The sequence below is a fragment of the Haladaptatus sp. DYF46 genome, from assembly GCF_021083305.1.
Lineage (GTDB): Archaea > Halobacteriota > Halobacteria > Halobacteriales > Haladaptataceae > Haladaptatus.
On record NZ_JAJFAY010000001.1, the window covers coordinates 494,060 to 509,760 of the forward strand.

Genomic DNA, 15,701 nt, shown 5'->3' on the forward strand with positions numbered 1-15,701 from the left:
TTACGTTCTACACGCCCAATAGTACGGTAACGATGTCGAAATCGACAGACGAACGCGGCCGCATCTACCTCCCGAAAGACGTCCGGGAACGGTTCGGCGAGCAGTACCGAATCGTCGAACTGCCGAGCCACGTTGCGCTCTTTCCGGTCGATGATGACCCGCTCAAGGGGTTGCGCGACGCCGTCGGCGACGCCTTTGACGATGTGGACGAAAGCGAGCTCAAGGAGGAAGCACGCGAGGCGATTGCCGAGGAAGTTCGTGAAGAAACCGAACAACGGTCACAGGAGCGGGCGGAGTAACGCGTGTACGTCGAAACCGACTTTCTCATCGCGCTCGTCAAGAACGACGACTGGTTGCAGGAACCCGCACTCCGTGAACTCGAGGAGCGTGATGACATCCACACGTCGATTCTCGCGTACGCCGAAGTGCTCGTGCTATTCTATGACCGAGACGACTCGGAGTACAAGATCGACGCGTCGCGAGCAATCGCAAACCTCCTCGAGCTCGTTCCAATCGTCCCAGAAACACACGAGGACGCGGTTCTTGCGGCAGCGACGTTTCTCGATGAATACGAAATGACTCCGTTTGACGCGCTCCACGCGGGCGTCATTGCAACCGGTGAAGAAACGGTGCTATCGACCGAACAGGACTACGACAAGGTCGGACTCGACCGAGTGCCGTTGGAACCTCACAAAGGCGAGTGACGACATAGAACCGTTACTACTCCTCAGTGTTTATCGCCGGAATCTTTAGCTACGAACGTGAGCGATCCCGACCGGCTCATTCCGAGAGGTTCTCGAAGCAGTCGCCACAGGGACGATACTGGCCGCCGAGGACGGAGGGCTCGACTACTCGATACTCACCGCGCTGTCTTCAAAGTGGGCCGTTCGTTGTCGGGGCGTGCATGATCTTCGACGAACCACTGGTGATCATGACTTCATCGGTAAGTGATGTGATTGATGGGATCAACGGTGTACCGATAGGCTCGAAGATGTCCTCATCGGACGGTTGTTGAATAGACGACCGCTATTCTACACCATCTATAATACCACTGCGCCACAAGAGTAATGCACAGGTAGTACAATATCCACATTCCACATCAAAATCCCAGACGGCATGGGCGATGACCTCGACAAATGCGTCGAAGAAACCGGTCAATACATGAATAAGAGTGAAGTGGTTCGTGATGCGATTCGGACGCTCTTCCGCGAACATCCCATCAAACTCTCGGAACAGACGCTCCGAGACATCGAAATTAGCGAACGACAAATCGAGGAAGGCGAAACCGTCTCATTGGGCGACTTGGAGTGACCACAGGTGACTGACGTCGAACTGTCGACACGCCCCAGAGTAGCTGACGAGTCTCGAAACGAATGTCCAAGACCGAATCAAGAAGAAACTCCGAGAAGCGACCGAATGGACGGAACACTGCGTTGACCCACTGACAAATTATCGTACTATAAACTTCGTGCCGGAGACTACTGGCCATCATCGACTGGAACAAAGACGACTATGTGTTGTATGTGCTGGCGGTCGGCCATCGGCGGAATGTGTACGACCGAAATTTATAGATCACAGTCGTTTCTTGATAACTAATCCGTACCGAAGGACTACCGCTTAGCGACTCGTGAGTAGTACACCACACTGACCCGTGCGAGAGTGTTTTCGTGGTTCATCTGGGGGTTGTAGAGCGCGAGAAACGACCCCGCGAGATTGCACACATCCATCGCGGCCGTCGTGTGCAAATCGAGCCGGTTACGAGTGACTTGGCACTGGTTCGATGAGACTGATTGAACGGATTTCGGAGTTATTTATATATGGTCACTGCTTCAGTTACCTGGTGAGAGTAGGTTTCCAAGAGATGTGTGCAGAAATATCGGCCTCGGTGATAGAATACGACAGGGCTGATTTCGACACAACACCTGTCTATTTGCTGAATTCCGCCAATTCTCGGTTGAGCTTTCCTTTTTCCTCGTAGAAGAGCGCGTGACCACTCTCCTCGAAGCGAACGAGCTCTGTGTTTTCGATCCCTTCCTGGAGCTTCTCTGCCGTCAGTTCAAACGGACAGGCTTCGTCGTGCACACCGTGACAGATGAGTGTCGGAACGGAGATGTCCGCGAGATCGGACCGAAGATCCATCTCGCCGACCGCTTCGATCGAATCGGCCATGGCCTGTGGCGACGATTCCATGCTCATATTCTGGAGCCAATCTTTCAGCACAGGACTCGGTGCGGAGTGAAACATCGAGTCGGCGAAATCACTACTGACCTTCGCTCGGTCCTCATAGCATCCCGCAGCAAGTCCCGTAAACGCTGCTCCATCGACGCCTTCCGGAAAGTCCGGTTTTTTGGCTAGAACAGGGCTCGCAGCACCAAGCAGCGCCAATTTTGCCACGTGGTCTTCGTTATGGCGGCTCATATACCGGGTGACGACCCCACCGCCCATCGAAAACCCTGCGAGTGTCACATCATCGACGTCGAGTTCGTCGAGAACCGCCTTCAGATCGTCAGCGAACATATCAAAGTCGTACTCGCTCCACGGTTTACTCGACTGTCCGTAGCCACGGAGGTCGATACCGATACATCGGATATCCTCCCTGGGGAGCCGAATGTACTGATATTCGAACATCCGGTGGCTCAGCGGCCACCCGTGAACGAACACGATTGGAGTACCCGATCCCCAGTCCTGAACGAACAATTCCACCCCTTCCTCAACTTCGATTCGAGTCATACTGACCAATGGTTGGTCGACCGACGTGTATATATGCGATTTGGAAATGTTTCAAACCAATTGCTTCCTTATTTCTTCCCAAATCGCATATTAAGGTAATTTCTCAAGTTTCGAGTTTGCTCCGTTGATGAGCCATGCTCGTGAACACGACCCGAGTTTCCTCGTATTCTCTGGTCACTGAAACATCGCTTGAAAAGACGTGTGGCGAGCGGTGTAATCGGCGCGGTCGAGGAAGTGATCGTAGACACGAGCGCCAGAATATGAACACGAGTTGGGACCAGTTCGTGTTCATATCAGGGCAAGCTCGATTCGCTACGCGAAACCACTGGGGGAATCTTGGGTGGTAGCTAAGTAAGTAGGAAGAAGTTTTCCGAGGGAAATATCATGTTCTAATTTCGTAAGAGGAGATATTCCGGAATTTTCGTTCTTTTTCTGAAATTCCCGACTGTACGGACCGAATCAACCGTTAACTGTCCCCCCACTGTGACGAACCTGTGCTATTAGTGAACGTAAAAATACACGATTCACCCACGGCGAAACGACTATTTCATCGACCGAGATTCAAACGAGTTCCATGATGACTTTGATCTCGATTTTCCGAAGGTGTTCACTGACCGTTCCTGCGGAAATTTCCGCTCGCTCTGCGAGGTCGCGGAGGGTCGCACGCCGCGGTATCTCGTAATAGCCCTCGTCGATCGCCAGTTCCAACAGTTCTCGCTGGCGGTCGGTCAACAGCGACGCGAGTTGGCGCATATCCGGGCGATACTCGCCCATGCCTTCGAGCGTAATCCGAATTCCGTCGGGGAGTTCCCCGATCGCCTCTCTGATCCCTTCATCCTCTCCGAGCATGGTCACTCGAAGATCACCCCGGTCGGTGTACTCCATCGGCCAGTCCACGACGATTTCGTACCGCCTGAAGATACCGAGGAGGTCGGTCATGAGGGAGTTCGCTCGAAAATGGAGGTAGACGAGTCCGTCCGATGCTGCCGACTGTTCGCACGTCAACACGTCGGGGTTCGCCTCCAGTACTTCCGTGGCCCGTTCGAAGTCACCGCGGAGTTGATACAGCCCGACGCCGGTTCCGTCGTCCAGGAGATTGATGTAGTGAATCGCTTCACCTTCCACTGCCGAATCGCCGTCGCACTCGCCGTTAGGACAGCGTTCATCGTCGACCTGCGGAATGACGAACGTGATATATCTCATACTATCGACCAGCGCTTCGCGTCCAGAGCGCTCAGAACGACTGAATTCGGTCGGTCCGTGAAGTACCGAGTTGCTCGGGCCGTCTCCGTCGCTGCCGGTAACGCGTCAGAGGGAGGATATGCCGCAGATGCATTTAAACCCACCTCAGATGTGCGGCGGTATTCGCATGCATCGGTGAGCCGTCCATATCATCGACGCATGCCGACCAGAAAAACTGAAACGGGAACCACGAACCGGACGGAACGGAAGTTATCGACTCCCGGTCGATCGATCGTCGCTGCACTCTCCGAGCGCTTCGACCTCGCCGAGCATCGGCGGTATCTCGCACGGAATCTCGAAGGAACAGTACTCGATCTCGGCGCGGGGAGCGGTGCGATGGTTCCGTACCTACAAACGGCAGTCCGGCGTGAGCCGTCTCTCGACCTGCATGCGATCGAACCGAATCCCGACAGGCGGAGGCAAGCAAAGCGTACGGCCAGCGCACACGATCTGGATATCAACGTACGGTCGGGACGGGCCGAATCCCTGCCCTACGCGGACGACTCGTTCGACGTGGTCATCGCCTCCGCGGTGTTCTGTACGGTACAGGACCCCTTTTTAGCCCTCGGGGAGGTCCACCGCGTTCTGAAGCCGGATGGCGAGTTCCGCTTTCTCGAACACGTCCGGTCCGACGGTCCCCGTGGCTACGTCCAAGACGCCGTGACACCACTCTGGAAACGGATCGACGACGGTTGTCATCTCGACCGTCGAACGGACGAGTGGATCGCGGCCGGTCCGTTCGCTATCGACGATATCGAAACGCTACGTCTCGGCGTTAGCCCGTCCAGACCCTTCGTGCGCGGAACTGCCACGCCGAACGGCCGAACGGAGACCGACGGCCGAGGCGGTAGGTGTGAGTCCGGCGCTTCGACCACACCGAAATCCGCAAGCGATGACAGGTTGCAGGAGTCGGGGTGAATCGTGAACGCGAAAGCGACCGCATCGACGATCTTCGGTGTCGTCGTCGCGCTTCTCGGGACGTTATGGCTCGTCCAAGGTCTCGGACTCGTTCATATCGGTCCCGTTTTGTGCGTCGCAAACTGCGAACCGATCACCGGGAAATCAACACAATGGACGGTTACTGGCATTATTTCCCTGTTCGTGGGACTCGTCATCGTCTGGGCGGGACTGAGACGCGGAAACCGATGATTCCTATCGCCCACCACTCGAACGATCCCCAACACGTCCGCCGAACTTCCTCCGCGCCCTAGCCCACAACGTTAACCCGGAATCCGACCGAACGCCCGTGTATGATAACCGCAGAGCGGATGGCCGCCGTGGACGAGAACGCGGAGTATCTCGGCGTTCCACGCAAGCAGTTGATGGAATCGAGCGGGAACGCCATCGCCAGACAGGTCCGTGAAATGGTCCCGCCGGGCGCGCGAATCTGCATCGTCGCCGGACGGGGGAACAACGGCGGCGACGCCTTCGTCGCCGCGCGGTTTCTGGACGGGTACGACGTCTCGGTTCGCCTGCTCGGGCGGGCCGAAACCATCGGCACCGACATCGCGCGGGAGAACTGGGACGCGCTTCGATGCGCCGAGTACGACACGGCGGAGGTGAAGGACTCGCGCGCGTTCGAACTGCCGGACTGTGACCTCGTGATCGACGCCATGCTCGGAACCGGCGTGACGGGGGCGCTTCGGGAACCCGCCGCGACGGCGGCGCGGGCGATAAACGACGCCGACGCCGCCGTCCTCGCCGTGGATGTTCCCTCGGGTGTGAACGCCGACACGGGAGAAGTCGGAGGCGATGAGGGCGACGGCGTGGCCGTCGAAGCCGATTCGGTCGTCACGTTTCACGACATGAAACCCGGTCTCGCCGACTACGACGGGGACGTGACCGTCGCCGACATCGGCATCCCCGCCGCCGCGGAGCGATTCGTTGGGCCGGGCGACCTTCGCAGCGTTCGCGGGAGCGTCGGGGGACGAGTGTTCGTCATCGGCGGGGGTCCGTTCACCGGCGCGCCCGCGCTTGCCGCGCAGTCGGCACTGCGAGCGGGTGCCGAACTCTCCTTCGTCTCCGCGCCGAAGGCCGTCTCGGGGGAGATTCAGGGCTACGCGGAGGATCTCATCGTCCAACCCTACGACGGCGACCGGTTGACGCCCGAACAGGTGGACGGATTGGTCGAGACGGCCGAGTCGTACGACGACACGGTCGTCATCGGTCCGGGGCTCGGCAACGCCGACGAGACCATCGACGCGACGACGGACTTCCTCGAATCGTTCGACGGGCGGGCGGTCGTCGACGCCGACGCGCTCCCGGCGATTCCCGACCTCGACACGGACGCGACGCTGGTCTGTACGCCGAACCGCAAGGAGTTGGCCGAGATGGGCGGCCCGGACGTGGACGACCTCCGCGGGGTGACGGACGAAATCGAAGCCCTGGCGAGCGACATCGGCCACGTCGTGTTGGCGAAGGGGGCGACCGACGTGATTTCGGACGGCGAACGGACGCGCGTCGTTCGGACGGGCAACACGGGAATGAAAGTGGGCGGCACGGGGGACCTGCTGGCCGGAATCGTGGCGGGGCTGTTCGGCACGACGGACGCCTTCGACGCCGCCTGCGTCGGGTCGTTCGTCAACGGACGCGCGGGCGACTTGGTGTACGACGAGCGATACGAGGGCCTCCTCGCATCCGACATGCTCGAAACGATTCCGGCCGCGATATGGGGTGACGACGATGCCTGAGAGGGGCGCGAACGACGACGGAACAGGGGCGGCAGACGACGAAAAATCGGGCGACACGATGGACGACGAGGGGTTGACCCACACGGACGAGTCCGGCGAGGTACAGATGGTGAACATCGGCGAAAAGCCGGACACGGCCCGCCGTGCGGTTGCCGGCGGTGAAATTCGGCTGCAACCCTCTACCATCGAGGCGATTCGGGCGAACGACCTGAAGAAGGGCGACGTGCTGGCAACCGCTCGAATCGGGGCGGTTCAGGCAGTGAAACACACGTGGGAGACGATTCCGATGTGCCACCAGATACCCATCACGAACGTCGATACCGACTTCGACGTTCGTGACGACCGGGTACTCCTGTCCGTCGCCGTCGAGACGACGGGCAAGACCGGGTGCGAGATGGAGGCCTTGGAGGGCGTCACGACGGGCTTGAACGTCGTTTGGGACATGGTGAAAGCGGTCGAAAAGGACGATGACGGCGGGTATCCCGACACCGCGATTCGAAACGTTCGAGTGGTCGAAAAGGAAAAGCGAGAGCTTACACGGTAGCCGAGTCCGGGTCCTCGGCGGGGGAGATGTACTCGATGCCCCAATCGCGCATCGAGAGGATGACGGGTTCGAGCGACTCGCCGGTCGATGTCAGCGAATACTCCACTCGAACCGGTTTGTCGCTCACGATTTCGCGGTTCACCAGTTGCTTTTCGCCCAAGTCGTCCAAACTGTCCGACAGAACCTTGCTCGAAATGCCGTCCACTTCCTCCTTGAGCGCGTTGAAGCCGAGCGGACCGCTCACGAGCAGTCGGTGTACGATGACGGGATGCCACTTCTTCCCGACGAGCGTCGCCGTGGCGGTGATGGGACACCACTCCTCGCCCGAACACCACATGGTCAGCCGTTCCGGTTTCTCCGTCATGGAACGGAGTAGGGTTTCCGGCGGTAAAAAGTTACGTCACGAAATCAACTTACCGATAGTAACCGTTTGACGGCTTTTTCGCAGGGAAAAAGCGCTTGTGTGAGCGTCGGATATAGATTCCTCTCACACAACGGTTTCACAGATAGAATGTACGAATAATCGAAAGGTTCTCGTTCGCCCGTCGCCTATCGAACGGTGAGGAATCATGGTATTGGGTAACACTTATCAATTAGGGGTTGCTACCCGATAGTGGAGAGAAAGCCGACAACCAACCGAATCGCATGACTACGAGCACGCACGAAGCAGACGACTCCCGACGAAACCGGGACGACGACCGATACGCCGAACTCGAAGTGCAGGACGACGCAGTCCTCATTTACGACCTGAAGAACCACACCGCGTGGATACGTTCGAACGGGGCGGTATCGTTATATTCGATGCTTTAAGCCGACGGTGCGGCAGTCAAGTCGCTCGCTTTCGACCGCGACTGCTGGATGATGGCTGGGCGTGCTTCGAACTCGACGACCACCTCGTCGTCGATGTATGTCACGTCCTCCACGCGGGCGTGGTCGTGTACCCACGAAACCACGCTCATCGTTTCGTCCGTCATCGGCATCACCAACCGTTCGAACTCCCACTCCGGCAGTTCGATATCGATACGCCGTTTCAGTTCCTCGACGTTCAGATCCTCCTCGCCGCTGATAGCGACCGGGTTCGGCGCGAGCGCCGATAGTGCCGTTCGCTTTTCCTCGAGTTCCTCGTCGCTCACGGCGTCGATTTTGTTCAACACCGTGACGATGGGCGCTTGATTGCGTTCGTACAGCGTGTCGTGGCACGTGACGAGTTTCTCTCGGATGTCGTCTATCGGTTCGCTCACGTCCACGACCAACAGGACGAGGTCGGCGTAGTACACAGCGTCCAGCGTCGATTTGAACGATTCCACGAGCCAGTGCGGCAGGTCGCTGATGAACCCGACGGTATCCGTCAACAGCACGTCCCGCCGCTCGATGTCGGCCTTCCGCGTCGTGGTCCCGAGCGTCGTGAACAGACGGTCTTCGGCCTCCGCCGTCGGGTCCAAATCGGGGTGCAACTCGTCGTTCGCGCCGATTTCCAACTCCTCCGCGAGGCGCTGGAGGAGCGTCGACTTCCCCGCGTTCGTGTACCCCGCGAGCGCCACGAGGTCGAACCCCGACTCGCGCCGCTTCTGTCGCCGGTCCGCCTCCTTGTCGGCGATGGCGTCGAGTTCGTCCTTGATGCGGCTTATCTGGTCTTTGATGTCCTGTTCGTGGCTCTCGTCGTACTCACCCAGACCCATGAACCCCGGCCGCTCGTCGCGCTTCGCGAGACTCGTCTTCGCCTCGACGCGCGGCAGTTCGTAGCGCAGTTCCGCCAGTTCGACCTGCAACTGTGCCTTCCGCGTTTGAGCGCGCTGGCCGAAGATTTCGAGAATCAGCCTGAATCGGTCGATGACCTTCGTCCCGTCGGGCAGTCGCTGGCCCAGGTTGTACGTCTGATACGGCCCGAGTTGGTTGTCGAAGACGACCACCCCGGCGTCCCGTTCCGTGACGGCGGCCGTCAACTCGGTGACTTTCCCCTCGCCGAACTGGAACGCGGCGTCTTCCTCTCTGGATTGTGTGACCGTCGCGGCGACGTCGTAGCCCGCGGCGCGAGCCAACTCGGTCAGTTCGTCCATCGAGGCTGTTCCGTCGTCTACCCGTTTTGCAAGTATCGCTTTCATAGGAGTAGTTTTCGGGCGGCGTACGCGGCGTGGTGTGCGGCCTGCACGGTTTCACGTTCGGCTATGCTCTCGACGTACTTAAAATCAGGTTCGAGATACTGTTCTACCATCCACACCGGTTCCTCGTAGAATTCTCCCCGCTCGGCGACTATCGGTTTCGCGGACGGATCCGGGAGGTCACAGACCGCGTCGGCGACAATCTCCGTCGTCGCCGAAAGCGTCGGTTCGTCGTGACTGATCGCGAACCCCATCCCCTCGACGCTGTGAAGTCGTGTCGTCCCGACCATCGCGTGGATGGCGGCGGCGACCATCAGGTATTCGCCCTCCTCCTCGTGGCGACCGCTGATGTCGATACCCACCACGTCAGCCGCGCCGGCCCTTCACCTTGATTCGTGCCGCGTTTCCGTGCACGTCCGCCCGTAAGCCGCCGAGGTTCTTGAATCTCCCGCCGAGATTCACCGTCGATTCGGCGGCGAAAATTCCCATCCATCGCGTGGGAGCGACGGCAGTTATTTCTCCCCGCGAACGCCAGTTCGAGACATGCGAGATGCGTATCTGGTCGGCGCGGCCCAGACGAATTTCGGGTCGTTCCCCGACGAAAGCTATCGATCGCTGTTCCGCACCGCCTTCGAGGCGGCCTGCGACAGCGTTCCGGCGGGCATCGATCCGGGCGACGTGGACGAGGCAGTCGTCGGCACGCTCGGCGTCGGCGGTCGTCAACTCGGTCTGTCCGGTCCGGCGGTGACGGAACACGTCGGACTCGACGGAATCCCGTGTACCCGCGTCGAGAACGCCTGCGCAGCGAGCGGCTACGCTGTGCGGCAGGCCGTGCAAGCCGTGAAAAGCGGCATGGCGGACGTCGTGCTCGCGGGCGGCGTCGAAGTCATGACCGACACGTCGAGCGACGCGACGAAGTACTGGCTCGGCGTCTCCGGGGAAACCGAGTGGGAGCGACTGTCGGGAACCACCTTCGCGGGCGTCTACGCCCAGATGGCCGACGCGCACATGGAGCGGTACGGGACGACGGTCGAGGACCTCTCCCGCGTGGCCGTGAAAAACCACGCCAACGGCGCGAAAAACCCGCACGCACACCTCGGGTTCGAATGCACCTTGGAGGACGCGACCAACGCCCAAGTCGTCGCGGACCCCCTCACGCTCTATCACTGCTGTCCGACGACCGACGGCGCGGCGTGCGCCGTCGTCGTGAGCGAGGACGTGGTGGACGAGTACACCGACGACCCCATCCGTATCGCGGGCGTCGGCGCGGCGAGCGATCGGGTCGGACTCTTCCAGCGCGACACCTACACCTCCGTTCCGGCGTCGCGCGAGGCCGCCCAGTCCGCCTACGAGATGGCCGGTGTGACGGCCGAGGATATCGACTTCGCCGAGGTGCACGACTGTTTCGCCATCGCGGAACTGCTGGCCTACGAGGACCTCGGCTTCTGTGAACCCGGTGAAGCGGGCGAATTCATCGCGTCCGGCGCGACGGAACTCGGCGGCGAGCACCCAGTCAACACATCCGGCGGCCTCAAGTCGAAGGGCCACCCCATCGGCGCGACCGGGGCCGGACAGATGGTCGAAGCGTACAAACAACTCTCCGGAGCCGCGGGCGAGCGACAGGTCGAAGGCGCGACGCGCGGCCTGACCCACAACGTCGGCGGAAGCGGCGGTGCCGCGGTCGTCCACGTGCTGGAGCGGGAATCGGAGGTGGAGACATGACGGGAGACGGACGGACGACGAGGGACGAACGCACGCCGAACATTGCCGCCGTCGGTGCCTACGCCCCGCGATTCCGAATTTCGGCCGAGGAGTTCACCGAGGCGTGGGGGCAGTTCCACGCCGCCGGAGTGAACGAAAAGGCGGTTCCCGACGCCGACGAGGACACACTGACGATGGCCTACGAGGCCGCAACGCGGGCGCTCGACGCCGCCGGAACTCCCGACGTTTCCTTCCTCGCGTTCGCTTCGACCACCCCGCCGATGGCGGAAGAGGACGTGACCGCCCGACTCGGCGGGATGTTCGACGTCCCGGACGACGCGACGCGACACGTCTTCACCGGAAGCACCCGCGCCGGAACGCGGGCGCTCGTCGCCGGACTCGCGGCGGGGCCGTGGGACGACGGCGTCGGAGTAGTCGTCGCCGCCGACTGCCCGCGCGGTGAACCCGACTCCGCCGAGGATCACGCGGCGGGTGCTGGCGCGGCGGCGTTCGTCCTCGCCGACGACGGTCCAGCGAGCATCGACGGACAGGCCGAGTACGCGACCGAACTCCCGGGCACGCGATTCCGAGAAACGGGCGATGCGAACGTCGAGGGATTGGGCGTCACGAGCTACGATAGGGAAGCGTTCTCCGAGACGCTCGCCGGAGCGGTCGGGGGACTCGAAGCGGACGTCGAGGCGGTGGACGCCGCGGCGGTACAAGCACCCAACGGAAAACTGCCTTACCGGGCCGCGGGCGCGCTCGGCGTCGGTATCGACGAGATTCGTGCGGGTGCGCTCGTCCACAAACTCGGCGATACGGGCGCGGCGAGCGTCCCGTTGAGCCTCGCGAAAGCCCTCGCGGACGGCCACGAGCGAATCCTCGCCGCCTCGTTCGGAAGCGGGGCGGGCGCGGACGCCCTTCTTGTCTCCCGAAACGACGACGTTCCCGTCTCGCTGGAACTCGACGGCGACGAACCGGTTTCCTACGCCGAGTATCTCCGACTGCGCGGCGACCTCACGTCCGGGCCGCCGAGCGGCGGCGGAGCCTACGTCAGCGTGCCGTCGTGGCGGCGCACACTCGATCAGCGCCACCGACTCCTCGCCGGGAGGTGTCCGGACTGCGGCGCGCTGAACTTCCCCCCGGAGGGCGCGTGTAACGGCTGTAACTCCTTGGTCGAGTACGAGACGGTGAAACTCACCGGCGAGGGAACCGTCGAATCCGTGACGACCATCTCGCAGGGCGGAGCACCGCCGGAGTTCGCGGAACAACAGGCCAAGTCGGGCGACTTCGACGTGGCAGTCGTCTCCCTTTCCGGGCCAGACGGCGGCGAGGCGAGCGTTCCCGCACAGGTGGCGGGTACCGAACCCGGAGCCCTCGAAATCGGCGACGCGGTAGCGACGACGATGCGCCGAATCTACACGCAGGAGGGCGTGACGAGGTATGGATTTAAAGTTCGTTCGTCGAACGAACTTTAAATCATGCCAGCGCAACGATCTGGAAGTGGTTCAAAATTCAGCCGTCGGCTGAATTTTGAAGAAAGTCGGAACTACGTTCCGACGGTAGTTCGAACTCCGCCGATTCCGGGATTGTGACGGTGTGAAACGCTCCACTATCTACGGAGAGTCGGACTCGGCCGATAGAATGAAATTCAAACGGGGAAACACGTCTCCACCCGCTTTAGTGTGATCCGCACTGATGTGTGGCTAGCGCTACGTTTGTCACACTACTGACTTCGGAATCCCGTTTCTGCATTCCAAGCGCTCGTTCTACTCGTCCGTTGCTTCGAAAGAAATGCTGTCTCGTGTACCCCTACCCGAGACAATTAACCGATTTCGCGGGCACGATAAAAGCTTTCTGTAAACGGTCGGAACGAGGATATGTTTTCGGATCTGTCCGGCGTCGAACCAAATCGGCCCACCGCTGCGACGTTCCGATTCGAGGACGGAGAAAAACGCTTTTCGTGCGTCCGCACGCGGTTTCTCACGAGATGAAGGTAGGCGTACTCGGAGCAGGGACGATGGGGCACGGAATCGCACAGGTGACGGCGATGGCCGGCCACGACGTGACCCTGCGCGACATCGAACGGGAGTTCGTGGAGAACGGTATCGAGAGCATCGAGGCAAACCTCCAAGGCGGCGTCGAGCGCGACAAGGTTTCGGAGGCCGAAAAGACGGAGACGCTCGACCGGATTTCCGGCACGACCGACCTCGAAACCGCCGTCGGCGACGCCGACGTGGTGGTCGAGGCGGTTCCCGAGAAGATGGAGATCAAGCGCAGCACGTTCGAGGACGTGGAGAAGTTCGTTTCGGACGACGCCATCATCGCGTCCAACACTTCCTCGCTCTCACTCACCGAAATCGCCAGCGCGCTGGAGGACCCCACGCGGGCGATCGGACTGCACTTTTTCAACCCGGTTCACATCATGAAGCTGGTCGAAATCGTGATTCCCGAGCAAGCCAGCCGCGAGACGGTCGATTTCGCGGCGGAGTTCGTGGAGGGAATCGACAAAGTGGGTGTCGAGGTCGACGACTCGCCCGGCTTCGCCTCCTCGCGCCTGGGCGTCGCGCTCGGCGTCGAAGCGATTCGCATGCTACAGGAGGGCGTGGCGAGTCCGAGGGACATCGATACGGCGATGGAACTCGGCTACAACCACCCGATGGGTCCCATCGAACTCGGCGACGTGGTCGGACTGGACGTCCGTCTCGGCATCCTCGAACACCTCCGCGAGGAACTCGGGGAGCGGTTCCGCCCGCCGCAGATTCTCCGCCAGAAGGTACGCGCCGGAAAACTGGGCAAGAAGACCGGCGAAGGGTTCTACGTGTGGGAGGACGGCGAAATTGTGGGGGTTTCGGGTGAAGACCGAACGGCCCGTGGGTCCTCCAGCGACGACGTTTCGAACGAGAACAGCGAGGTCCCTCGATGAGCGACGACGAGACGCCCGGCAGCCCCGAACAGGTTGCCTGTGGGTGCGAGACGGTCGATTTCGATGTCGAGAAGTACGTTGGAACGATTACGCTGAACCGCCCCGACGCCCGCAACGCGCTGAACGCGCAACTGCGCGCCGAACTGAAGGACGTTCTCGACGCCGTCGAGGCGTCCTCGGACGTGCGCGTCGTCGTCCTCACGGGCGCGCCGGAGGCGAAGGCGTTCGTCGCCGGGGCCGATGTGAAGGAACTCCGGGAACGCGACGCGCTCGAACAGCGCGAAGCGAGCAAGCGACCGCGCGTGTACGAGTACGTGGACGACCTCGAAAAACCCGTCATCGCGGCCATCAACGGCCACGCGCTCGGCGGGGGATGCGAACTCGCACAGGGTTGTGACGTGCGCATCGCACACGAACGCGCGAAACTCGGGCAACCCGAAATCAACCTCGGTATCATGCCCGGCGGCGGCGGCACGCAACGCCTGACCCGATTGGTCGGCGAAGGACAGGCCATGCGGTTGATTCTCTCGGGTGAAATCATCGACGCCGAGGAGGCTCGCGACATCGGCCTCGTGGACCAAGTGTGTTCGGACGACGAGTTCGAGGACCGCGTGTACGAACTCGCGGGGCGCATGGCGGACAAAAGCCCGACGGCTCTCGAACTGGCGAAGAAGGCCGTCAAAGCGAGCAGTCGGACGGACCTCGAATCCGGAATCGAGTACGAAGCCGAACTGTTCGCCCTGCTGTTCGCCTCGGCGGACAAAAACGAGGGAATCGATGCGTTCCTCGAAGACCGCGACCCCGAATGGCAGGATCGCTAAGGACGCTTGCCGACGAGGGTTGAGCGCTCGTGGTACGCGTCGAACACGTCTTTCCCCCACGCCACCGCGGCGGGGGTATCGTTCGTGATGAGACCGCGGAGTTCGCCGCGGTCGTCGTAGACGACGACGACGACGCTATCGCCGCCGCCTTCGGCGACGATGAGTCCGAACGGCAGCGTGTCGTCGGATTCCCGGATCGAAACGCGGTCCGATGCCAACGCCTCGTCCAACTGCTGGCCGTAGTCGGTGACGAGATATTCGACGACGGGTCGTTCGAGCACCAGTTCCGCCGTCATCCCGTCGACGGTCGCGCGGTCGTGAAACAGTTCGACGTATTGTGGGAGTGCGACGGGTGATATGCCGTGAACCCGGTCCGCGTTTTCGACCAACTCCTCGAAATACTGGAGGGGGTGGTTCGGCGCGTGTCGTTCGGCGAAGACGACTGTGGCGTCCTCGATGAGCGCGGTGGATAGCTCGGACTCGGCGGGGAGAATCGAGAGGAGGGTACTGGTCTGACGAACGTCCTCGGCGACGGTTCGGAACGAGCGGTACTCGGATTCGAGTATCCGACCGGCGAGGGTGAGTGCGAGACCGTCCTCGGTCCGTTCGACGAGCTCGTACTCCTGGAGTTCCCGAACCGCCTTATAAACCGTCGAACGGGACACGCCGAGCTCGTCGCCGAGACGACGTTTGGGTATCGGCCCCGACGAGAGGGCGGCCAGTAATCCGGAACGCTTGACGACCGTGGAAATCAGGGCGTCCGGATGGTCTCCGGCGTCAGTCATACGCTAGCTGTCAATCTCTCCTCGCTCCTTATAAAGGTGTTTTAAAAAACAGCAACAGTTATGTATGTTGTTTCGTCTTCGAGACGGCGTTCCCGTTTCGAACGGCGTTCGGTTAACTAAAGTAATAATGCCGTGGTTCGACGGTACTCGTGTTCGGACTTCG

At 61.0% G+C, this 15,701-nt stretch carries 19 protein-coding genes; 12 read left to right on the plus strand and 7 right to left on the minus strand.

Translation table 11 applies throughout. From position 1 onward, the window contains the following. Positions 1 to 32 precede the first annotated feature (32 nt). The 3 genes from LJF34_RS02740 to LJF34_RS02750 all read left to right on the plus strand — a co-directional run bounded on the left by LJF34_RS02740 (position 33) and on the right by LJF34_RS02750 (position 1,311). Positions 33 to 299 (plus strand): AbrB/MazE/SpoVT family DNA-binding domain-containing protein, encoded by a 267-nt coding sequence (locus LJF34_RS02740; RefSeq protein WP_231183097.1) that lies wholly within the window; start codon positions 33 to 35, stop codon positions 297 to 299. Positions 300 to 302: 3 nt separating this feature from the next. Continuing rightward, positions 303 to 704 carry a PIN domain-containing protein gene (locus LJF34_RS02745; RefSeq protein ID WP_231183098.1) on the plus strand — a complete coding sequence of 134 codons (402 nt, stop codon included), beginning with the start codon at positions 303 to 305 and terminating at the stop codon, positions 702 to 704. A gap of 457 nt (positions 705 to 1,161) precedes the next feature. Then, positions 1,162 to 1,311 carry a hypothetical protein gene (locus LJF34_RS02750; RefSeq protein ID WP_231183099.1) on the plus strand — a complete coding sequence of 50 codons (150 nt, stop codon included), beginning with the start codon at positions 1,162 to 1,164 and terminating at the stop codon, positions 1,309 to 1,311. 615 nt (positions 1,312 to 1,926) lie between these two features. Here LJF34_RS02750 and LJF34_RS02755 read toward each other — a convergent pair. Then, positions 1,927 to 2,730, minus strand: a complete 804-nt coding sequence (locus LJF34_RS02755) for an alpha/beta hydrolase (protein ID WP_255665583.1) — start codon at positions 2,728 to 2,730, stop codon at positions 1,927 to 1,929. 561 nt (positions 2,731 to 3,291) lie between these two features. Beyond that, the gene (locus LJF34_RS02760; protein ID WP_231183101.1) at positions 3,292 to 3,933 is read right to left on the minus strand and encodes a helix-turn-helix domain-containing protein; all 642 of its coding nucleotides are present in this window, start codon (positions 3,931 to 3,933) and stop codon (positions 3,292 to 3,294) included. Positions 3,934 to 4,131: 198 nt separating this feature from the next. Between LJF34_RS02760 and LJF34_RS02765 the strand changes: the two genes are divergently transcribed. From LJF34_RS02765 to moaC, 4 genes are all read left to right on the plus strand, one after another. Continuing rightward, a complete protein-coding gene (locus LJF34_RS02765) occupies positions 4,132 to 4,890 on the plus strand; it encodes a class I SAM-dependent methyltransferase (RefSeq protein ID WP_231183102.1) in 759 nt (252 codons plus the stop codon). 3 nt (positions 4,891 to 4,893) lie between these two features. Beyond that, positions 4,894 to 5,121, plus strand: a complete 228-nt coding sequence (locus tag LJF34_RS02770) for a hypothetical protein (RefSeq protein WP_231183103.1) — start codon at positions 4,894 to 4,896, stop codon at positions 5,119 to 5,121. A gap of 101 nt (positions 5,122 to 5,222) precedes the next feature. After that, positions 5,223 to 6,662, plus strand: coding sequence for an NAD(P)H-hydrate epimerase (locus LJF34_RS02775; protein WP_231183104.1), 1,440 nt, complete (start codon positions 5,223 to 5,225; stop codon positions 6,660 to 6,662). Positions 6,663 to 6,720: 58 nt separating this feature from the next. After that, positions 6,721 to 7,206: a cyclic pyranopterin monophosphate synthase MoaC gene (gene moaC / locus LJF34_RS02780; protein ID WP_231185033.1), complete on the plus strand. Its 486-nt coding sequence runs from the start codon at positions 6,721 to 6,723 to the stop codon at positions 7,204 to 7,206. Here the strand turns inward: moaC and LJF34_RS02785 are convergent. Beyond that, positions 7,196 to 7,570, minus strand: a complete 375-nt coding sequence (locus LJF34_RS02785) for a helix-turn-helix domain-containing protein (RefSeq protein WP_231183105.1) — start codon at positions 7,568 to 7,570, stop codon at positions 7,196 to 7,198. The genes moaC and LJF34_RS02785 overlap by 11 nt on opposite strands. Positions 7,571 to 7,851: 281 nt before the next feature. Here LJF34_RS02785 and LJF34_RS02790 point away from each other — a divergent pair, with 281 nt between their 5' ends. Further along, positions 7,852 to 8,016, plus strand: a complete 165-nt coding sequence (locus tag LJF34_RS02790) for a hypothetical protein (protein ID WP_231183106.1) — start codon at positions 7,852 to 7,854, stop codon at positions 8,014 to 8,016. On the opposite strand, the gene hflX is transcribed toward LJF34_RS02790, so the two are convergent. Genes hflX through LJF34_RS28825 form a run of 3 tightly spaced genes read right to left on the minus strand, consistent with a single transcriptional unit; the run spans position 8,013 to position 9,794 of the window. Continuing rightward, positions 8,013 to 9,308, minus strand: a complete 1,296-nt coding sequence (gene hflX / locus LJF34_RS02795) for a GTPase HflX (RefSeq protein ID WP_231183107.1) — start codon at positions 9,306 to 9,308, stop codon at positions 8,013 to 8,015. The genes LJF34_RS02790 and hflX overlap by 4 nt on opposite strands. Then, positions 9,305 to 9,670, minus strand: a complete 366-nt coding sequence (locus tag LJF34_RS02800) for a DUF2209 family protein (RefSeq protein WP_231183108.1) — start codon at positions 9,668 to 9,670, stop codon at positions 9,305 to 9,307. The genes hflX and LJF34_RS02800 overlap by 4 nt, the downstream gene beginning before the upstream one ends. A gap of 1 nt (position 9,671) precedes the next feature. Continuing rightward, on the minus strand, positions 9,672 to 9,794 hold the full coding sequence (locus LJF34_RS28825) for a hypothetical protein (RefSeq protein ID WP_255665584.1): 123 nt from the start codon (positions 9,792 to 9,794) through the stop codon (positions 9,672 to 9,674). A gap of 54 nt (positions 9,795 to 9,848) precedes the next feature. Between LJF34_RS28825 and LJF34_RS02805 the strand changes: the two genes are divergently transcribed. From LJF34_RS02805 to LJF34_RS02820, 4 genes are all read left to right on the plus strand, one after another. Further along, positions 9,849 to 11,027 carry a thiolase domain-containing protein gene (locus LJF34_RS02805; RefSeq protein ID WP_231183109.1) on the plus strand — a complete coding sequence of 393 codons (1,179 nt, stop codon included), beginning with the start codon at positions 9,849 to 9,851 and terminating at the stop codon, positions 11,025 to 11,027. Then, the gene (locus LJF34_RS02810) at positions 11,024 to 12,484 is read left to right on the plus strand and encodes a zinc ribbon domain-containing protein (protein ID WP_231183110.1); all 1,461 of its coding nucleotides are present in this window, start codon (positions 11,024 to 11,026) and stop codon (positions 12,482 to 12,484) included. Before LJF34_RS02805 ends, LJF34_RS02810 begins: the two co-directional genes overlap by 4 nt. Positions 12,485 to 12,996: 512 nt before the next feature. After that, complete coding sequence (locus tag LJF34_RS02815) at positions 12,997 to 13,932, plus strand: 3-hydroxyacyl-CoA dehydrogenase family protein (protein WP_231183111.1); 936 nt, start codon at positions 12,997 to 12,999, stop codon at positions 13,930 to 13,932. Beyond that, entirely contained in the window at positions 13,929 to 14,753 is an 825-nt protein-coding gene (locus LJF34_RS02820; RefSeq protein WP_231183112.1) for an enoyl-CoA hydratase-related protein, read from the plus strand. The genes LJF34_RS02815 and LJF34_RS02820 overlap by 4 nt, the downstream gene beginning before the upstream one ends. Here the strand turns inward: LJF34_RS02820 and LJF34_RS02825 are convergent. After that, positions 14,750 to 15,538, minus strand: coding sequence for an HTH domain-containing protein (locus tag LJF34_RS02825; RefSeq protein WP_231183113.1), 789 nt, complete (start codon positions 15,536 to 15,538; stop codon positions 14,750 to 14,752). The genes LJF34_RS02820 and LJF34_RS02825 overlap by 4 nt on opposite strands. Between the last annotated feature and the right edge of the window lie 163 nt (positions 15,539 to 15,701).

What these genes read in the sequence shown, in the direction of transcription:
- LJF34_RS02750 (WP_231183099.1), top strand. Translation starts at nt 1,162, where the DNA reads ATGAATAAGAGTGAAGTGGTTCGTGATGCGATTCGGACGCTCTTCCGC.
- LJF34_RS02810 (WP_231183110.1), top strand. Translation starts at nt 11,024, where the DNA reads ATGACGGGAGACGGACGGACGACGAGGGACGAACGCACGCCGAACATT.
- LJF34_RS28825 (WP_255665584.1), bottom strand. Translation starts at nt 9,794, where the DNA reads ATGGGAATTTTCGCCGCCGAATCGACGGTGAATCTCGGCGGGAGATTC.
- LJF34_RS02790 (WP_231183106.1), top strand. Translation starts at nt 7,852, where the DNA reads ATGACTACGAGCACGCACGAAGCAGACGACTCCCGACGAAACCGGGAC.
- moaC (WP_231185033.1), top strand. Translation starts at nt 6,721, where the DNA reads ATGGACGACGAGGGGTTGACCCACACGGACGAGTCCGGCGAGGTACAG.
- LJF34_RS02815 (WP_231183111.1), top strand. Translation starts at nt 12,997, where the DNA reads ATGAAGGTAGGCGTACTCGGAGCAGGGACGATGGGGCACGGAATCGCA.
- LJF34_RS02765 (WP_231183102.1), top strand. Translation starts at nt 4,132, where the DNA reads ATGCCGACCAGAAAAACTGAAACGGGAACCACGAACCGGACGGAACGG.
- LJF34_RS02775 (WP_231183104.1), top strand. Translation starts at nt 5,223, where the DNA reads ATGATAACCGCAGAGCGGATGGCCGCCGTGGACGAGAACGCGGAGTAT.
- LJF34_RS02755 (WP_255665583.1), bottom strand. Translation starts at nt 2,730, where the DNA reads ATGACTCGAATCGAAGTTGAGGAAGGGGTGGAATTGTTCGTTCAGGAC.
- LJF34_RS02740 (WP_231183097.1), top strand. Translation starts at nt 33, where the DNA reads ATGTCGAAATCGACAGACGAACGCGGCCGCATCTACCTCCCGAAAGAC.
- hflX (WP_231183107.1), bottom strand. Translation starts at nt 9,308, where the DNA reads ATGAAAGCGATACTTGCAAAACGGGTAGACGACGGAACAGCCTCGATG.
- LJF34_RS02820 (WP_231183112.1), top strand. Translation starts at nt 13,929, where the DNA reads ATGAGCGACGACGAGACGCCCGGCAGCCCCGAACAGGTTGCCTGTGGG.
- LJF34_RS02760 (WP_231183101.1), bottom strand. Translation starts at nt 3,933, where the DNA reads ATGAGATATATCACGTTCGTCATTCCGCAGGTCGACGATGAACGCTGT.
- LJF34_RS02785 (WP_231183105.1), bottom strand. Translation starts at nt 7,570, where the DNA reads ATGACGGAGAAACCGGAACGGCTGACCATGTGGTGTTCGGGCGAGGAG.
- LJF34_RS02825 (WP_231183113.1), bottom strand. Translation starts at nt 15,538, where the DNA reads ATGACTGACGCCGGAGACCATCCGGACGCCCTGATTTCCACGGTCGTC.
- LJF34_RS02805 (WP_231183109.1), top strand. Translation starts at nt 9,849, where the DNA reads ATGCGAGATGCGTATCTGGTCGGCGCGGCCCAGACGAATTTCGGGTCG.